This is a genomic window from Clostridium beijerinckii, assembly GCF_018223745.1.
GTDB classification, from domain to species: Bacteria; Bacillota; Clostridia; order Clostridiales; family Clostridiaceae; genus Clostridium; species Clostridium beijerinckii.
Genome location: NZ_CP073653.1, coordinates 1,298,644 through 1,315,595, shown reverse-complemented (window position 1 = coordinate 1,315,595; position 16,952 = coordinate 1,298,644). Strand labels below are relative to the sequence as shown.

Genomic DNA, 16,952 nt, shown 5'->3' with positions numbered 1-16,952 from the left:
ATGAGGGGGTAATTATTTCTGGATATGACGAGGCTTATATACTCTATTATTTCTTCATATTTTAATACATAGGGAGGAATTATAAATGAACATGTCTGTAAAAAAATCTAAGGTAAAAGGCGAAATCAAGGATGATTTTTCCATTGTGGAAAATGAATCTTCAGATATATTTACCTTCTCAGAAGGAGAGCTTAAATTAGATGGGACTCTTATAAAATCATTTTCTTTTGATTCTGATGAAGAACTTATTGAACATCCTGCGCCACCCACCATTCACGATACCACCACCAACAACAATAATAACAATAATAGCAATAATAGCAATAATAATAATAATAATTACAGTAACAATGATAGCACTAATACTACACCTAATTTAAATTCTCATGATATTCCATATAATCCTGATGTCAAAAATGAAATTTTGGACCACAGAACTTTAAAAGTTAATCCAAATGGAAGAACACCATCTGTTGATGGCGAAGCTTTTGATATGGTAAGAAGCTATACTTTAAGACGCTCTACTGTAAGAATCTTAAGTAAAATTAAAGCCATTCATATTGATGATAATGTTTATTTAAATACCATCGTTGACGAAGCTATTCGTTATTATTATGAATACCTTAAAACTCAAAATGAATGACTTCTTCTGATGTTTATGTAAATTTATTCAGCTACGAAAGAGAAAAATCTCCCACCTACTAATAAAAAATATAGGCAGGAGATTTTCTTAATCCTCTTCTATTAATTCAACTTCTGATAAATCCATCTCTAAATCGTCAAATCTTATAGATTTAAATTTTTCATTTAATGTACAATTATTCTTTAATTCATATTTATTATTTACTAATGAATAAATCCATACTTTCTTACTCATTGGTGATACAATCCAATATTCAGGTACTCCATATTCCTCATATAAATCCTTTTTAGAAATAAGATCATCATCTGAATTTGATGGACTTAAAACTTCTATAACTAATTGCGGAATTCCTATATATCCTCTATAAAAAATTTGATTTTTATCACAATATACTGCAACATCTGGAGCAACTTCAGCTTTCTTTGATTTTATTAAATTATCAATAATATTTTTATCGGATTTGATAATAGCTGGATCTTCTTTAGTCAAAAATAATGCAGCCTCAATTGAAACATTACAAGATTTTTTGAAATAGTTTCTTAACTGCAAATACAATTCTCCTTGTAACTCTATATGATTATATCTAGGCCTTGGCGACATATATTTTATATTATTAATCCACTCTTCTTTTAATAATGATTTTTCTAAATTCCCCGATTCCATACTATCATCTCCCCATACACAATAACTGTATCATAAAATTATTTAGTACTTTAATTATAACCTATATTTTCTCTTCCTAAAACAAAAAATAGATTTAATACAATGCTTATGCTCGGTAATTTTTATTTTTACAAAAAGTATATGGTTGCTCTTCTCTGATTTTAATATTCCTAAATCAAATTATTTCTTGTATATAATTTGATTAGGTATGCGAATTGCAACTCCTGTTTGATCAAATTGATAATCAGTACCTTCAATTGGATCTCTGCCTTTAACCATATTCATCCCTATAGTATAAAGTGCTTCTGCCATTGCTTTTGGATCTTGAAAAATAGTCCCTAACATTAATCCTTCATTAATTAACTTCTGTGATTCTGGCAACCCCTCAACACCAACTACTGCAATATTTTTTTCTTTATCTCCTAAATTATATCCATAGGATTGCAGTGCTTCAATTGCACCTAATGCCATGGAGTCGTCATTTGCAATTATGGCTTCAATTTTAGGTCCAGTTTTTAAAAATAGCGACTCTATGGCCTCTTTTGCGAGTTCTCTACTCCAATAAGCAAATACTCTTTCAAGCTCCTGAGTTTCTACTCCTGCTTCACTAAGTGCTAAAAGAGAATATTTTGTTCTATCAGCTGCTACCAAATTATTTCTTTCACCTTCTAAAAGAACATATTGCATTATTCCATCATGGTTCTTATCAATGGAATCTCTATTTGTGTTCCATTCATTAGCAAGAATCTCGCCCTCCATAGTTCCATCGCTTTTTGCATCTAACCCTATATATAGAGATTTATTGTATCTTTTAATCTCACTTAGCAGCGGCTCCCTATTAAAAAATATCACTGGAATATTAGCTTTAGCAATTTGATTAGTAACTCTTTTTACCGTTAATTCATCCCTGTTCTTAACTAGATGCATTATTATAAGATCAACACCTTCTTTAAGTACATTATCAAGCTGTTCATTTTGCACTGCTTGATTTGATTTAGCATCATAAAACGTGAATTCTACTTTTCCTGGATTTTCTTCTTGAATATCTTCTAAATCTTTACGCACTAAAGAAATATAATCATCACTAAAATTTATTAAAAATACAGCTACTCTAACGGGCCTTTTTTCAGCAACATTAATACTCGCAAATGTGGCTTTTTCTTTAAAGCTAAATAACATATATGACATTATCATTAGAAACATTATAATAGATAGCATTTTCTTAAACATTTTTACTTCCTCCAACAGTAGAAAATTTCCACAATGTTATTATGTATATCGCGAAAATATTTATGCTAACCTATTATGGGTATTTTACAATTATTTAATATTAAGTATAAGTAAAATAGAGTGGTAATAAATACCACTCTATTAAAACCCTAAACAATCATTTCCTAGGAAAATAAATCTTCTATATCAACTTCAAATTCTTCAAAAAGTTTTGATTTGACAATTCCAGTTTCAGTCTTAACTATGCTTTGTTCATACATTCTATCTTGGTTTAGTGTATATAACATAACAGTATTTAATATAGGATTAACTATCCAATATTCTTTCACACCATATTTCATATATATGTTTAATTTCGTTACTAAATCGTGAGACTGATTGGATGGGGTATATTTTTCTTTCATCTTTATCTAAATACACAACATCCAATCTTTCTACAGCTAGTGCAAGCTAAAAAAGAGGTGCAACCCCTGCACCTCTAATTAAAGAATTATCTTATCCAAGCTCCATTTGATCCTAATGTATATCCATCAATTGTTGTATTAGATGCCATTGAACCATCTGCATTACAATAGTACCAAGTATTTCCGTCTTGTACCCATCCTGTTGACATATATCCATTATTCTTTAGGTAATACCAAGAGCCTCCTACTTGAGCCCAGCCTGTTTGCATAGCCCCAGTTGATGGTGACATATAAGTCCATCCTGTATTATCTTTTTGCCATCCTGTTAATGGGTCTCCTGTAACATTTACCATATACCAGTTATTGTTAGCTTGTACCCATCCTTGTTTTATTGTAGCCACTTCTGGCATAACTGTTGGTGAAGCAACATATGTTGCATTTGCCTGTACAGGTAATGTAATAGCATCTGTTGTTATAACTGCGTTTTGCACTTGAATATATTTATCTAATAATGGCACATATTTATAAACTGCAGTAACTGGTGCCTGATTCTTATCAACTGGAATAACTGCCTTTGCACTAGCTGCTTCCGCTGTTATAACAGCTCCTACACTCTTACCATCTTTAGCAATAGGTGTTACAGATAACTTAGCTCCATCTGTTGTTACTAATTCTTTAGCTTCTCCAGCAGTCGCTCCAGTAACTGCACTTATACTATTTACTACTTTAGCTTCAACTGCTTTTACAGCTTCCTTCGACATATTAGCTAATGATACTGGTTTAGATGAATCTGATACAGTACCATTTGCTGAATTTGCAGCTCCTGAGTTAGAATTTGAGCTGCTTGATGAACTTGAGCTATTTGACGATGAACTTGAGCTGCCCGATGAATGATGATGTGATGAGCTTGAGCCGCTTGATGAGCCCGAGTTACCTGAATTTCCTGAAGAATCATTTGATGTTGTATCGCTACAAGATAATGGGTAGATATCAACCCATCCATTGCATGTAACAACTGAGTTATCTGCTCTAGTAAGTGTTATTTTGCAATCTATATATCCCCACTCATCATCAGTAGCTGCATCTAATTCAAAATCTGAAACAGCTACTCTTATATTTTCATCTGATAAACCATTTTCGATTTCTGATTTTATTTGATCTGCTGTAGTATTATTTGATCCCTTATATTTTGTATAACTATAATCACTTAATATATCATCAATATCATTTATTAACTCTTCATCCTCATCTGTTAACTCCTTGTCTATTACTATATTAAAAGATACACTTTGTGTTTCTGTACTACCATCTTTATGTATAACTATTGTTCCAGTTGCTTTTCCTTCTGTATCTAGAGTAGACTTTGTAATATCAAGATTATCTAGCGTTAAATATAAATTTGGATTTTCAACAGAATGCTTTAAACGATTTAGAATATTCTCACTTGTATAATCATTATTCACATTAAGATGTTCCATTCTATTTTCTATAACTTTTGCCAATTCTGCCATAGTTTGATTAGTATCATCTACTTCATCTATGTATTTTTTATATCTTACCTCAGTACTATTCCCATCCTTTGACAGCTCAACTTTGCTATATAAATTACCTTCAGAATTAGTTGTTGACGGAGTTATAGTAAACTCTTTAAACTGTGCTGTTACTCCAAGATCAGATAGAGAATCATTAATTCTAATCAATACAGCTCCAGGTGTCGTTTCATTTTTTATGTCCATAGAATCTATACTATCTACAACTTCATATTTTGCCTTAGCCAATGACTTCTTAGCATCTTCTACAGCTTGATCCGGAGTTAAAACTGCTATGTCTTTGTCAATAGAAACCCACGCTGAATCCGGAGTTGTTTGGGATTTATTAGCTATATCCACATTGATTACCGCAGAACCTGTTGTAGTTTTTGTAGCTTTTTTTTCTATCCATATATATGGTTCCGTTGTTATATTTTCATAACCTGATATAGCGTCTTTGTATTTTGCTTCTACATCATCCGATGTTGTTTGATTAGTTACTACGAAATCTTTTAAAGTGTCTTCTATAATTGTTTTTATTTCTTCTGCTGTTGCTACTTTTGCTTCTGCTGGAATTGATGAAGCTGTCACTGATACTACTGCCGCTACTGCGACTAAACCTGTTAAATGTTTGTTCATTTATTATTTCCCCTTTTCTTACATATAAAGTTTTATTTTATTTCACTGTATGATAATTCTTCATGCTATTCCAATTTCCTCTATATTGATATAATTTTTTTATATTTTTATTAAAATAACAAACATTTTATTTCCTAAATATTTAAAATATATCCATAATTTATTTAATACTACATATTATTTGGTAGTTTTATAATTTCTAAATTTATGTATTATAAAGCCAAAAGGCCCATTACTTCATAGTAATGGGCCTTTTCCTATTTAAATATATAAAAGTTCCTTTTTCATTAAATTTCTTACTGAGAATTTTTGAATTTCAAAACCGCTAGCCTAGAGTTATCACTTATTTTATAATCTTAACTTTTCTATTTCATTTATATTTAATCCTGTTTTAACAGCTATAGTTTCATTATCTAAAACATCCAATAAATTTTTAGCTATCTCAAAAGCCTTTTTATTTTCTCCTTCTTTTATTCCTTTTTCTATTCCTCTTATTTCAGTTGTTTTCATTTCCGCTATGTAATCTCTAAGTCTTTTTAAATCATTTTCGTATATTTCTCTTTCATCTTTATCCAAATACATAACGTCCAATCTTTCTACAGCCTTCTTTACTGCTTCATCTACTGCTAATTCTTCTGGAATTTTATCCTTTTCAAGCTCATATGCTCTGTTTAAAAAAACTATCCATCTATCTAAAGCTGTTCTTACATCCTTAAAATCCTTTTTGAATTTATTTAATTCTAAAAAGTGCATTTCAAATACAGAGGATAATTCTTTCTTACTTTTTTCATTGTAAACTTTGTATACATTATGAAATTCTTCTTCATCCAAATAATCAAAGTCAAGAATATTTATAGATATTGTTTTTCTTAACTTATCATAATTATATCCGCCTTCTAATTGATCTGAATATACTTTTGCCCAATAATAAAAGGCTCTCTTTTCATAGAAAATCTGCTCTGAAAGCTGCATCTCTATATCATACCAGATTCCCTTATCATCTACTGCTTTTATGTCCAGTATGCTCATTTTGTCTTTTCTATAATTTGCTATATTATATGGATTTTTAAGATATACATCTTTTATTTGTTGATTCTCTGATAACATTGAATTTATAAACGAAATAAGAATATCTTTGTTCTCTTCACTTCCAAATAGCTTTTTAAATGCAAAATCAACTTTGGGATTTAATCTACACACAAGCTTCACTTCCTCTCTCATACGTATTGATACTTTATATTGATTATAGTAATATTATAACCTATAACCAATTTCACTAAAACAAAAAAACTGCACTAAATAATTATTCACTTCACTGCTTGTTCTTGGTGTTTCTTTAAAAGTATCTGCCCCCCTTTGTGATACTCATTGCTCCATAGAATAATTTAAATAATTTAAGATAAATGTTTATTTTTATAAAAAATTTAATACAATATAAATAAGAAAAGCTTAGTGCTGGTAACACTAAGCTAATCCTATATTAATTTCAAGATTAAATTTACTTATCTAACTCCACTTTAACTTCGTATTCATTTAAGATATTATTATCATCTTCATATTTTATGCTTGAATCTGGTTTATTATTATATACTCTTATAATAAGAGTTGTTGTTCCTGGATCTAAAACAATATTATCATTATCAACAAGCTTTGCTCTTCTCACCTCACCAATATCTGAATATGAGGTCACCCTAAATACTTTAATATACTTTTCATCTAATCTTTTTATATTAACACTTATATTATCTGATGACGCTTTTGCATAATAAGTTCTCTTATTTTTTGCTTCGCTAACTATATTATTACTATTATATTTGTCATCGCTATAAGGTTCCATTGCTCATCCCCCTGACCATTTTTATTTAATTATACCATATTTTTCTTTTTTAAAAAATTCGAAGCTAAATTAACAGAGAAAACTGTTACTAAAATTGATATAGCATAAAACTAAAAGGCTCGTTACCATGGTAACGGGCCTTTTCCTATTTTTTCACAAAGGTCTCACCCCTTTATGAAATACCGAAGAAGTGAGATTTCTATAAACTTTTCTTTAGCTCTAATATCTCATTTTCACTAAGCTTTGAATACTTAATTATTTTTTCTATTGGCTCTCCATCCTTTAACATCTCTATTGCCACTTCTATTTTTCCTTCCTCTCTTCCTTCCTCTCTTCCTTCTAATCTCGCTTCTTCTCTAGTTTGTTCAAAAGTTTCTTTTATTGTTCTTGAAATATTAGAAGTCATTATTTCAACCTCCTCTTTTTTTGCTATTAAAATATCCTCTATTCTTTCACCTAATTTATTCTTCATATCGTCATTCAAGGTCGTTCTTAACCAATGCCTTATCATCATTTTTTGTTCTTCTGTCAAGTTATTAAAGTTTATTGCAATCTCTTTTATCCTGCTTATAAATTCTTCAACATCTACTTTTTGATCTAATAAAAATACTGCTGATGCTATATTTTTTAATTTCATCAATTCATCTTTTTCATACTTATTTATGTCTATAAGTATATATTCAAAATCAATTATGTTATTTCCAAATAATTCGTTTTTATTTATAACATTTTTAAATTTTCTCTCTACAGTCCATTTATACTCTCCATTATATAATACGATTGGTACTATTGCTGGAAGTTTAAATTCCTTACTTTTAACATCTATCTTTTTAGTATTCTTTAATACTTCTCTCCATATTTCTGACATATACATAAATAATCTTATAGGCATACTATAATCAACATATGACTGAAATTCTAGTAATATATAAAATATTACTTCTTTATCTTCTATATTTGCTTTATATACTATATCTGATTCTAATTCCTCATAATCTGAAAGAATATATGACTTATTTACTAATTCCATATTATCCTCTGTAATGTCTTTTCCCCATGGACTTTCAACAAAACTTTGAATCATAGTAACTAGCATTTTCTTATTAGAAAACAAATCTTTATAGCTTTTATCATGTATATGATGCATTTCTTTTTTTATTTTCATTTTTCACCTATTGTTTCATTAAATTCAATTTCTTCCTTATCTTACCTTAATTTTTGTATTTCTTCTATAGTTAATCCAGTTTTAATAGCTATTGTTTTATTGTCTAAAACGTCTAGCAAGTTTTTAGCTATATTTATTTTTTCATGATACTGTCCTTGTTTTATTCCTTTTTCCATTCCTTTTTCCATTCCTTTTTCCATTCCTTTTTCCATTCCTTTTTCCATTCCTTTTTCCATTCCTCTTATTTCAGCTGTCTTCATTCCCGCTATGTAATCTCTAAGCCTTTTTAAATCATTTTCGTATATTTCTCTTTCATCTTTATCCAAATACATAACGTCCAATCTCTCTACAGCCTTCTTTACAGATTCATCTACTGCCAATTCTTCTGGAATTTTATCCTTTTCAAGTTCATAAGCCCTGTTTAAAAAAACTATCCATCTATCTAAAGCTGTTCTTACATCCTTAAAATCCTTTTTGAATTTATTCAATTCTACAAAGTGCATTTCAAATACAGAGGATAATTCTTTCTTACTTTTTTCATTGTAAACTTTGTATACATTATGAAATTTTTCTTCATCTAGATAATCAAAATCAAGAATATTTATAGATATAGTTTTTCTTAACTTATCATAATTATATCCACCTTCTAATTGATCCGAATATACTTTTGCCCAATAATAAAAGGCTCTCTTTTCATAAAAAATCTGCTCTGAAAGCTGCATCTCTATATCATACCAGATTCCCTTATCATCTACTGCTTTTATGTCCAGTATGCTCATTTTGTCTTTTCTATAATTTGCTATATTATATGGATTTTTAAGATATACATCTTTTATTTGTTGATTCTCTGATAACATTGAATTTATAAACGAAATAAGAATATCTTTGTTCTCTTCACTTCCAAATAGCTTTTTAAATGCAAAATCAACTTTTGGATTTAATCTACACACAAGCTCCACTTCCTCTCTACTACACATTCACATCTAACATTAACTATAGTAATATTATAGCCTATAAATTATTTCATTAAAACAAAAAAATTGCACTAAATAATCACTTAGTGCAGCTCCTTTTAATAGGAGATTGTTCACATGTTTTAAAATTAATTTTAAAACCTTTTATATTAATTTCAAGATTAAATTCACAATCTTTTGAATTATGTCTTAATGCTCTTCTTTATACGTCTGTCTGCATTATGCCTTCCTCATTAAAGTAGTACCATTTAGAGGATTTTTCATCATAATACCATCCAGTTTTCATAGCTCCATCATTGCAATCTCCAAAGTAATACCAACTATCTCCATACTTTTTCCAATCATGAACCATCCAGCCCTCTGCATCAAACAAATACCATTTTCCGTTTATAAATTCCCAATCATCCTTAGTAAAAGTTCCATCATTATGCTTATACCACCATTTATCATTCTCATTTATCCAAGTTCCTAAGTACATATTATTTTTAAGCAAAACCCCTTCTGTAAATAAATTCACATCACACTTTCCACTTACCCCTGATATATCTCCATTTTCAGTATATTGATGCCCTATTCTATTAGTAAAGAAATTTGAAGGAAGGTTCCAGGGATCATTATTATAATTTGCTTCCCAGAAAGGATAATCTTTTATTTTACTTTTTATCTCTTCTATATTTGATAAAAATCCTGTATAAGAGTAGATTCCTAATTGAAGAGGACTTAATTCCTTAAATGCATTTACAAATCTTATTATATAATCACACAATTCATCAAATTCAGATTCAATATCAAGCATAGGAATCATGTCCCATGCACAGTCTTTAATCTTTTTATAAAAGTTTCCTGCCTGAGCCTCTGGAGAGCTTGTACTAACTAAAAAATGATAAGCTCCAACATTTATCCCATGGCTTTTACATAAATCATAAAACTCCTCTAGTCTGCTGTCTTGAAAAGTCTTCCCCTCAGTAGCTTTCATATAGACGCATTCTATGTTATCTTCTGAAACTTTATCAAAATCAATACTTGCATTATTATTTGATATATCAATTCCTTTAACATACCTCATTACCTATACCCCCTTATATACTTTTTTTCAATTCACAATGCACAATGCACATTTTGCAATTCACAATTCACAATTCACAATGCACAGTTCTCAATTAGGGATAAAATTCTTGCGATATATTTAGAATTACCATGAAGAATTATTTTTGCAATATATTAAGACATAATCCCTAAAATAACCAATTCATATGATTAACTATCTTCGTTCCACCCTAGAAGTTTCTTCTCTAAATCATCATAATCATACTGCCTAGGCTCAAAGTTAATAAATCTAAGTTTTGGTTTTTCTTTAACAAATGATGAATTGCCTGCATCGCAATCATTAAACTCCATATCTTCATAGTCTTTTGGATATCCTTCCTTAAGCCAGTTTTTAAGGATACCATTAATATAATTTATATCAAGCTTATTTCTTTCTATGGCCTCTCTAACAGCCATTTCTACATACTTTTCTTTATGAATCATTAACTCTTTTATTACCCAGCTTAAAGTAAATCCTCTTATGACTTTATTATCTTCTTCTAAGGTTTTTATAATTTTAAGAGCCTGTGATTTTATTTCATCATGAGACGAAGAGAGAATTTTAGTCTGTATATGAGCTTTATCATAAGATTCATCATTTTCTTTTGTTAAAGCAACATCATTTACCTTATCTTTTTCTTTATTCTCTTTTTTATCTATATTCTTTTTCTTATGTTCTTTATCTTCTTCTCTCTTCTCCTTCTGTAGCGTTACATTTGCGTTACAGTTTTTATTTTTGTTAATTTTATTAGTATCACTTCCTTCATTTATGGCATTATTACAAGCTTCATCAGTATTTAATTTTTTCTCTACAAGTTCCTTTTCTTTTTTCTTTCTTTCTCTAAAGTTTTTAACTCTTTCACGAGTACCCTCTTTTACTCTTTTCATTCCTTCAATATTTTGATGTTTTTCCCAGTTGCATATTTTTATTACGCCATTTTCATAAATTTTAATAAGCTTAAAAGATTCTAATATATCTAGAACCTCTTCTATAATATCTAGTGGCCTGTTAAATAATATAGACAGCATTTTTTTAGTATAAGGTACGTCTTTTTTTAGATATATTAATCCACCATCATTAACCTTTCCCGCCTGTAAAAGCAGTCTTATCCATACATAATTTGTACAATCTCTTAATGGCAGTGAGTCAATTAATCTCATTGTTTCATCTTCACACATATTTGTATTTAGCTTAATCCACTCTATCCCCTTCATAAATATCGTCCCCTACCTAATTTTTACTTAAAATATTCAGTACTCCCTTTTAGATTTATTTTCACTCATTTTCTTCTCTTCAACCTAACTTAAATGGTACATATATGTTGAAATGCACAATGCACGATTGGCAATGCACAATTCACAATTCACAATTGGCAATTATGGCTAAAATTCTTGTAGTATTTTTACAATTATCGCGAAGAATTATTTTTGCAATATACATTATAAGCTGTACTCATAATTGGTAAATATACGCAGATTTAATAGTTCTATAATTCTCACAAAAATAAAGTAATCTCTGAAACTATATAAATATAGATAAACAGCCATGACTAAACTCCACTGTATAGGCTATTTATCTATATCTTTAGTCACCTAGGCGAAATTTCCTTTAAGATATGATCATAAAAAAATACTTTCTCTTCATTAACTATCTTTGAAATCACCTTTTCATCTCTATGTATCTCTTTAAATACAAATTTTCTGCTGTTGATTAAACATGCAAAATAGCATTTATCGGCTTTTGTAACTCTCATATTATGTTGACATTCAAGAAAAACATTTTTATTTATTTCTTCATCAAAGTTAATTCCATTATATATGCTGCAAAGTAAAATAGAATTTTCACCAACTATTCTTCTATCTACTTTACAACACATAAATTCATATTCTTCATCAATAATTGTTTTTAATTCTTTTCTTACCTTCTTACCACTTCTTATGGTAAATTCTTTACATAAAATCTCCTTTAAAGTATTAAACCAATAAATTTCTTCATATTCTTCCTTAAGATTTATATGTCTACTCTGACCTTTTTCTAACTTCTCTTCATATAATTCTTTTATTGTTTTCTTTGCATTTATACCTAATATTATCCCTATCTCATTCCCATAAATGAATTTTAAATCTCTTTCTGCCATACTTCCCCCTTAAACGTAAATACTTTCATGTCATCGTTTACAAAACGCATATATTAAAAATATTCACTTATTCTAATATTAAATAAACATCTTATTGCGTTTAAATCTTCTGAAGTAAATCTTGCACCTCTTCCATTTAACGCATTGTTAACAAAAGAGCTTGATCTGCCAATGTGTTCTGCTAACTCACTTTGTTTGATGTTATTCACCAATAAGAATTCCTTAAATTTATTATATTGAGCTTGTGACTTTGACATACTATATTCCCCCTTATATAATTTTATCGTAACAGCATTTGGTTTAAGTTGCCACCGTTAATTTAATTATACGACTACAGCTATAAGTGTCAATGATTTTTTTGGAAATTTTTTCAAATTATTTTCTTGCTTTTTGTCGCTTACAGTTGTATACTTATCTCCAAAGTAATCTTTTACATTATGGAGGAGAAATATGAATATAACAGGTATAATCCTTAAGAACTTGCGATTAAAAAAGAATATTACTCTAGATCAGCTAGCTTCTGAAATAAATAAAACATTTGATATTAATATTACTGGAAGCATGCTTTCTAAATGGGAAACTGGTAAAGCAGCACCAATATATGATCACTTGAAACGCTTAGCCTCATACTATAATGTCACTACAGACTTTCTTCTTGGTTTTGATCAATATGAAAACTTAATTAGCGTTGATTCTTCTGCTAATTTAAATAAGACAAAACCTAAAATACGTTATTCTAAAAAGGCCAATAAAGTAAAAACACTAGCAAAATTATTGGAGAACGATAAGATCACTCTTAAAGATCTTCTAATCTTTGAGGATTTTATTCGTATTTATATATCAAAAAAATCAAAAAATTTATATAGGTAGAAGACTAGATAAATTTCTAGCTTCTATTTTCTCAACTTTCTTCTTTACTCAATTCACAATGCACAATTCACAATTGCAGTTAAAATTCTTTAAATATTTTTATAATTAGAATTATTTTTGCAATATATATTTTAAATACACAACTTAACATACATTATAGATAAACAGAATATAACCTAGATTTATGTTATAACTTATCGAAATTATAAATATGAATATCCAATTTTCAAATTTGATATCCATATTGTACATACCTAATATCCTATATATGTTGCAATTCACAATTACGGTTAAAATTCTTGTAATATTTTTAGAATTATCATGAAGAATTATTTTTGCAATATATATTTTTTTAAATTTTTTCTTAAAATTTGTTCCCAAAGTGTTTATAAAAATCTTTTTTTCTGTATATCTCTTATGAAAAGTAATTTTTAGGAGGGATTATATGTGAATTATGATTATATTGAACACTTAGCCTCAAAGGCTAAGGGTGGTGACCTTAAAGCTAAAGAAAATTTAATTAAGGAATTTACTCCACTTATAAATTCCTTATCTATGAGAACATTTATCCATGGTTATGAAAAATGCGATATTAAAAATGAGTGCTTCTTAATGCTTTTTAACTGCATAGCTAAGTACGATTTAAATACTCATCGTTTTGTTGCATATGCCACAAATTCCATAAAAAATAATCTACTTGTTCTACTAAAAAGATACGATAATCGAAAAGATATTGATGGATATTTCTCTTTAAGTGATGATATTGAGTGTAATACTTCTCTAAGTAATGATATGGAAGATGAAAGTATGAATCTTGAATATGAGAACATTAAACTATTATCTGCAATAAAAAATAATTTAAGCGATTCAGAGAGGTATTTAATAAACTTTGTCTTTTTTATGAAAAATACCCTTACAAATTATGCTTATCATGAGAATGTATCATATATGACAGCTTTAAAAAGAAAGAAAAAAGCTTTAAAAAAATTAAAAAGTTGTATTGTTGGAGGTAATGAATTATGGGAATTAACGATATGATGAGCCTTATTACTAATGCTGGATTTCCTATAGCAGTGTGCGCTTATTTACTATTTCGCCTTGAAAAACAACTATCTACCCTTTCATCTTCAATAAACAAATTAAATACTATAATTTCTACTAAACTAGGTGTTGTCATTGATACTTCATGTGATAGCGAAGTTCAAAATCTGAAATAAAAAATAAATTTTAAAAAAATTTTCAAATTACCCTTTATAAAAATCAATTTTTATGTATATACAATATGAGAACAAAATTTAGGAGGTAAGAAAATATGGCAGTAGCAAAACAAATTAAAACTACATCTTTAAGTATCGAGGTTCAAAGTGGGTTGGATAAAGCTGGCGACCCAATCTACAGCAAGAAAAGCTTTGCAAATGTGAGGACTGACGTAGCTCCAGAAAATGCATATGCAGTAGGAGAAGCAATTAAGAGTGTTATGTCCACTGGTACAAGATCCACTTTGTTAAATGAATCTTCAAGCCTTACTCAAGAATAAAAACAGCTCAATCAAACACTTAACTTTCCTTTCAAAATATGCATTAAACTTTAAGTAATCCTTAGTTTACTTAATATTTAAAAAGGTACTTTCTCTTATCCTTCATCTTATAATCAATCTTTAACTACTATAAATAAAATTTTAGGGGGATTTAAATTATGGAATATGTTTTAGCAATGACTTTTATAACTGAAAATGGATTAAAAAGCAACTTCAGTATCAGCGGGGTTAAACCTGATGTTACTCCTGCTGAGGTAAATTCTCTTATGGACACAATCATTCAAAAGAATGTCTTCTTCAGCTCCTCTGGAGCTTTAGTAAAAAAATCAGACGCTAAATTAACACAGAAAACTGTTACAAAAATTGATATAGCATAAAATTAAAAGACTCGTTACTTTGTTGTAACGAGCCTTTTTCAATAGTATAAAAAATATAAATTGGTTTAAAATACTAGATATTAAGGAATACTACTAATTCAAATGAAAGTAATTCTACTGAAAAAAGAGCTACTCTGTCATATGATAAAATAATATGGAGAGATGGATTGTATCATTACTGAGTACTTTTAGCGAATGCTTGCTATATCTCACCTTAATTTTTGTATTTCTTCTATAGTTAATCCAGTTTTAATCGCTATTGTTTTATTGTCTAAAAAATCTAATAAGTTTTTAGCTATATTTATTTTTTCCTGATACTGTCCTTGTTTTATTCCTTCTTTTATTCCTTTTTCTTCAGCACTCCTAATTTCTGCATTATGAATACGTAGTGCTTTTAAATCATTCTCATATATTTCCCTTTCTTCTTTGTCTAAATACATTATATCCAACTTTTCTATAGCTTTTTTTATGTTTTCGTCTTCTTCTAATTCTTTTGGTATTTTATATTTATCTATTTCATAAGCTCTATTTAAAAAGCTAACCCATCTATCTAACGCAGTTTTTACATCCTTATAATCCTTCTTAAATTTATTTAGTTCTATAAAATGCATTTCAAATAAATCAGAAAATTCTTCTTTTGTTTTTTCATTATAAACCTTATATACATTATGAAAATCTTCCTCTTTTAAGTAATTAAAATCTAATATATTTATTCCTATAGTCTTTCTTAAAATTTCAAAATCATCTCCACTTTCTATCTGATCTGAATACACCTTTGACCAATAATAAAAAGCTCTTTTATCATAAAAGCCTTGTTCTGCTATTTGCATCTCTATATCATACCATATTCCTTTTTCATCTACTGCTTTTATATCAAGAATTGTCATTTTACCTTTTCGGTAATTTGAAATATTATATGGATTCTTTAACTCTATATCTTCTATTTTATTTTTCTCTGATATTATGGAATTTATAAATGCTATTAATATACTTTTATTTTCTTCACTTCCAAATAACTTTTTAAATGCAAAATCAACTTTTGGATTTAATTTACACACAAGCTTCACTTCCTCTCTCATATATATTCGCACTTGATATTGATTATAGTAATATTATACCCCATAGCCAATTTCCTTAAAACCAAAAATTGCACTAAGATTCCATTTAGTGCAACGCTTGTACCTGTAAAATTTTAGGCCTCAGGGGTTGCTAGTCGAGAGTTTGCGAGCGACTTGCTTCGGCTATTCCCCCCTTGCTTGGCGTACCATCAATTGCTACTCATCTACATCCGGACAATTTTCATATATCTCAAACGGATCAATATCTAAACATGTATTTTCATTATAATTACCATCCAAATCCCAAGCCAGTGTTCCATTTAAGACAGTGCAAGTTTCCTTAAAAACATTTATATCCTTAACTTTAGTAAATATACCTTTATTTATTAACTCCTTAGCATCATATAGCTTAATCGAACCATCATCAAAATAAACATAAACTTTGAAATCATTTGTTGGTCTTACTTGAATAACTTCTGGCATATATTCCATTTAAACATCCTCCTAACTCAATGGTGCTATTCTATATAATGCTTGGTGACTTCTAGCCAATTCCCAGTTTTGCATCAATTCATCCTTGTGAATTTCAGCCCAAGCTAAAACCAATTTCAATTGTCTCTTAGGCAAATATCCTTTCATAACTCTACCATTAATAATATCTACCAATGCCTTTTCACCATTATATTCAGCATGAAAATGTGGTGGTACATGATCATTATAATTTATAGTAATTCTTATTCCAAAAAATAGGCTTATTTCTGGCAATCCACTCACCTCTTTATTTCTATTTATTAGTTATATT

21 protein-coding genes are annotated in these 16,952 nt (G+C 28.8%); 6 read left to right on the top strand and 15 right to left on the bottom strand.

Features of this window, described 5'->3' with window-relative positions; all coding sequences use genetic code 11:
• The first annotated feature begins 85 nt into the window (after nt 1-85).
• The gene (locus tag KEC93_RS06060; protein ID WP_077868336.1) at nt 86-643 is read left to right on the top strand and encodes a hypothetical protein; all 558 of its coding nucleotides are present in this window, start codon (nt 86-88) and stop codon (nt 641-643) included.
• Nucleotides 644-730: 87 nt separating this feature from the next.
• Here the strand turns inward: KEC93_RS06060 and KEC93_RS06055 are convergent, their stop codons facing one another.
• The 12 genes from KEC93_RS06055 to KEC93_RS06000 all read right to left on the bottom strand — a co-directional run bounded on the left by KEC93_RS06055 (nt 731) and on the right by KEC93_RS06000 (nt 12,565).
• Complete coding sequence (locus KEC93_RS06055) at nt 731-1,306, bottom strand: Uma2 family endonuclease (protein WP_077868335.1); 576 nt, start codon at nt 1,304-1,306, stop codon at nt 731-733.
• A gap of 180 nt (nt 1,307-1,486) precedes the next feature.
• The gene (locus KEC93_RS06050; RefSeq protein WP_077868334.1) at nt 1,487-2,536 is read right to left on the bottom strand and encodes a galactose ABC transporter substrate-binding protein; all 1,050 of its coding nucleotides are present in this window, start codon (nt 2,534-2,536) and stop codon (nt 1,487-1,489) included.
• 164 nt (nt 2,537-2,700) lie between these two features.
• On the bottom strand, nt 2,701-2,877 hold the full coding sequence (locus tag KEC93_RS06045) for a Uma2 family endonuclease (protein WP_241394816.1): 177 nt from the start codon (nt 2,875-2,877) through the stop codon (nt 2,701-2,703).
• 149 nt (nt 2,878-3,026) lie between these two features.
• Complete coding sequence (locus KEC93_RS06040) at nt 3,027-5,108, bottom strand: hypothetical protein (RefSeq protein ID WP_238892883.1); 2,082 nt, start codon at nt 5,106-5,108, stop codon at nt 3,027-3,029.
• A 348-nt stretch (nt 5,109-5,456) separates the two neighbouring features.
• Entirely contained in the window at nt 5,457-6,308 is an 852-nt protein-coding gene (locus KEC93_RS06035; protein ID WP_077305086.1) for an Rpn family recombination-promoting nuclease/putative transposase, read from the bottom strand.
• A 298-nt stretch (nt 6,309-6,606) separates the two neighbouring features.
• A complete protein-coding gene (locus tag KEC93_RS06030; protein WP_173696062.1) occupies nt 6,607-6,945 on the bottom strand; it encodes a hypothetical protein in 339 nt (112 codons plus the stop codon).
• Between the two features lie 199 nt (nt 6,946-7,144).
• Entirely contained in the window at nt 7,145-8,110 is a 966-nt protein-coding gene (locus tag KEC93_RS06025; RefSeq protein WP_077868333.1) for an Rpn family recombination-promoting nuclease/putative transposase, read from the bottom strand.
• 41 nt (nt 8,111-8,151) lie between these two features.
• Entirely contained in the window at nt 8,152-9,060 is a 909-nt protein-coding gene (locus KEC93_RS06020; RefSeq protein ID WP_077868332.1) for an Rpn family recombination-promoting nuclease/putative transposase, read from the bottom strand.
• Nucleotides 9,061-9,286: 226 nt separating this feature from the next.
• Entirely contained in the window at nt 9,287-10,150 is an 864-nt protein-coding gene (locus KEC93_RS06015; RefSeq protein ID WP_077868331.1) for a GH25 family lysozyme, read from the bottom strand.
• Nucleotides 10,151-10,341: 191 nt separating this feature from the next.
• Nucleotides 10,342-11,385 (bottom strand): putative phage replisome organizer, encoded by a 1,044-nt coding sequence (locus KEC93_RS06010; protein WP_077868330.1) that lies wholly within the window; start codon nt 11,383-11,385, stop codon nt 10,342-10,344.
• A gap of 374 nt (nt 11,386-11,759) precedes the next feature.
• On the bottom strand, nt 11,760-12,308 hold the full coding sequence (locus KEC93_RS06005; protein ID WP_051144820.1) for a YqaJ viral recombinase family protein: 549 nt from the start codon (nt 12,306-12,308) through the stop codon (nt 11,760-11,762).
• A 53-nt stretch (nt 12,309-12,361) separates the two neighbouring features.
• On the bottom strand, nt 12,362-12,565 hold the full coding sequence (locus KEC93_RS06000) for a helix-turn-helix domain-containing protein (RefSeq protein ID WP_039771242.1): 204 nt from the start codon (nt 12,563-12,565) through the stop codon (nt 12,362-12,364).
• A 193-nt stretch (nt 12,566-12,758) separates the two neighbouring features.
• On the opposite strand from KEC93_RS06000, the gene KEC93_RS05995 reads away from it, so the two are divergent.
• The 5 genes from KEC93_RS05995 (at nt 12,759) to KEC93_RS05975 (ending at nt 15,092) form a co-directional block, all read left to right on the top strand.
• Nucleotides 12,759-13,178 (top strand): helix-turn-helix domain-containing protein, encoded by a 420-nt coding sequence (locus tag KEC93_RS05995; protein WP_039771244.1) that lies wholly within the window; start codon nt 12,759-12,761, stop codon nt 13,176-13,178.
• A 447-nt stretch (nt 13,179-13,625) separates the two neighbouring features.
• On the top strand, nt 13,626-14,216 hold the full coding sequence (locus KEC93_RS05990) for a sigma-70 family RNA polymerase sigma factor (RefSeq protein WP_077870045.1): 591 nt from the start codon (nt 13,626-13,628) through the stop codon (nt 14,214-14,216).
• The gene (locus KEC93_RS05985; protein WP_023973389.1) at nt 14,198-14,395 is read left to right on the top strand and encodes a YvrJ family protein; all 198 of its coding nucleotides are present in this window, start codon (nt 14,198-14,200) and stop codon (nt 14,393-14,395) included. The genes KEC93_RS05990 and KEC93_RS05985 overlap by 19 nt, the downstream gene beginning before the upstream one ends.
• Nucleotides 14,396-14,490: 95 nt before the next feature.
• Complete coding sequence (locus tag KEC93_RS05980; RefSeq protein WP_039771247.1) at nt 14,491-14,715, top strand: DUF1659 domain-containing protein; 225 nt, start codon at nt 14,491-14,493, stop codon at nt 14,713-14,715.
• A 158-nt stretch (nt 14,716-14,873) separates the two neighbouring features.
• Nucleotides 14,874-15,092 (top strand): DUF2922 domain-containing protein, encoded by a 219-nt coding sequence (locus tag KEC93_RS05975; RefSeq protein WP_017210821.1) that lies wholly within the window; start codon nt 14,874-14,876, stop codon nt 15,090-15,092.
• A 209-nt stretch (nt 15,093-15,301) separates the two neighbouring features.
• Here the strand turns inward: KEC93_RS05975 and KEC93_RS05970 are convergent, their stop codons facing one another.
• The 3 genes from KEC93_RS05970 to KEC93_RS05960 form a co-directional block, all read right to left on the bottom strand.
• Complete coding sequence (locus KEC93_RS05970) at nt 15,302-16,150, bottom strand: Rpn family recombination-promoting nuclease/putative transposase (RefSeq protein ID WP_077870047.1); 849 nt, start codon at nt 16,148-16,150, stop codon at nt 15,302-15,304.
• 216 nt (nt 16,151-16,366) lie between these two features.
• Nucleotides 16,367-16,642: a DUF2442 domain-containing protein gene (locus tag KEC93_RS05965; protein ID WP_077870044.1), complete on the bottom strand. Its 276-nt coding sequence runs from the start codon at nt 16,640-16,642 to the stop codon at nt 16,367-16,369.
• Between the two features lie 12 nt (nt 16,643-16,654).
• A complete protein-coding gene (locus KEC93_RS05960) occupies nt 16,655-16,915 on the bottom strand; it encodes a DUF4160 domain-containing protein (protein WP_077870043.1) in 261 nt (86 codons plus the stop codon).
• Nucleotides 16,916-16,952 lie beyond the last annotated feature (37 nt).

Excerpts from the sequence above, each read along its gene's own strand:
- KEC93_RS06060 (WP_077868336.1), top strand. The coding sequence starts at position 86 with ATGAACATGTCTGTAAAAAAATCTAAGGTAAAAGGCGAAATCAAGGAT.
- KEC93_RS06055 (WP_077868335.1), bottom strand. The coding sequence starts at position 1,306 with ATGGAATCGGGGAATTTAGAAAAATCATTATTAAAAGAAGAGTGGATT.
- KEC93_RS06050 (WP_077868334.1), bottom strand. The coding sequence starts at position 2,536 with ATGTTTAAGAAAATGCTATCTATTATAATGTTTCTAATGATAATGTCA.
- KEC93_RS06045 (WP_241394816.1), bottom strand. The coding sequence starts at position 2,877 with ATGAAATATGGTGTGAAAGAATATTGGATAGTTAATCCTATATTAAAT.
- KEC93_RS06040 (WP_238892883.1), bottom strand. The coding sequence starts at position 5,108 with ATGAACAAACATTTAACAGGTTTAGTCGCAGTAGCGGCAGTAGTATCA.
- KEC93_RS06030 (WP_173696062.1), bottom strand. The coding sequence starts at position 6,945 with ATGGAACCTTATAGCGATGACAAATATAATAGTAATAATATAGTTAGC.
- KEC93_RS06025 (WP_077868333.1), bottom strand. The coding sequence starts at position 8,110 with ATGAAAATAAAAAAAGAAATGCATCATATACATGATAAAAGCTATAAA.
- KEC93_RS06015 (WP_077868331.1), bottom strand. The coding sequence starts at position 10,150 with ATGAGGTATGTTAAAGGAATTGATATATCAAATAATAATGCAAGTATT.
- KEC93_RS06010 (WP_077868330.1), bottom strand. The coding sequence starts at position 11,385 with ATGAAGGGGATAGAGTGGATTAAGCTAAATACAAATATGTGTGAAGAT.
- KEC93_RS06005 (WP_051144820.1), bottom strand. The coding sequence starts at position 12,308 with ATGGCAGAAAGAGATTTAAAATTCATTTATGGGAATGAGATAGGGATA.
- KEC93_RS06000 (WP_039771242.1), bottom strand. The coding sequence starts at position 12,565 with ATGTCAAAGTCACAAGCTCAATATAATAAATTTAAGGAATTCTTATTG.
- KEC93_RS05995 (WP_039771244.1), top strand. The coding sequence starts at position 12,759 with ATGAATATAACAGGTATAATCCTTAAGAACTTGCGATTAAAAAAGAAT.
- KEC93_RS05985 (WP_023973389.1), top strand. The coding sequence starts at position 14,198 with ATGGGAATTAACGATATGATGAGCCTTATTACTAATGCTGGATTTCCT.
- KEC93_RS05980 (WP_039771247.1), top strand. The coding sequence starts at position 14,491 with ATGGCAGTAGCAAAACAAATTAAAACTACATCTTTAAGTATCGAGGTT.
- KEC93_RS05975 (WP_017210821.1), top strand. The coding sequence starts at position 14,874 with ATGGAATATGTTTTAGCAATGACTTTTATAACTGAAAATGGATTAAAA.
- KEC93_RS05965 (WP_077870044.1), bottom strand. The coding sequence starts at position 16,642 with ATGGAATATATGCCAGAAGTTATTCAAGTAAGACCAACAAATGATTTC.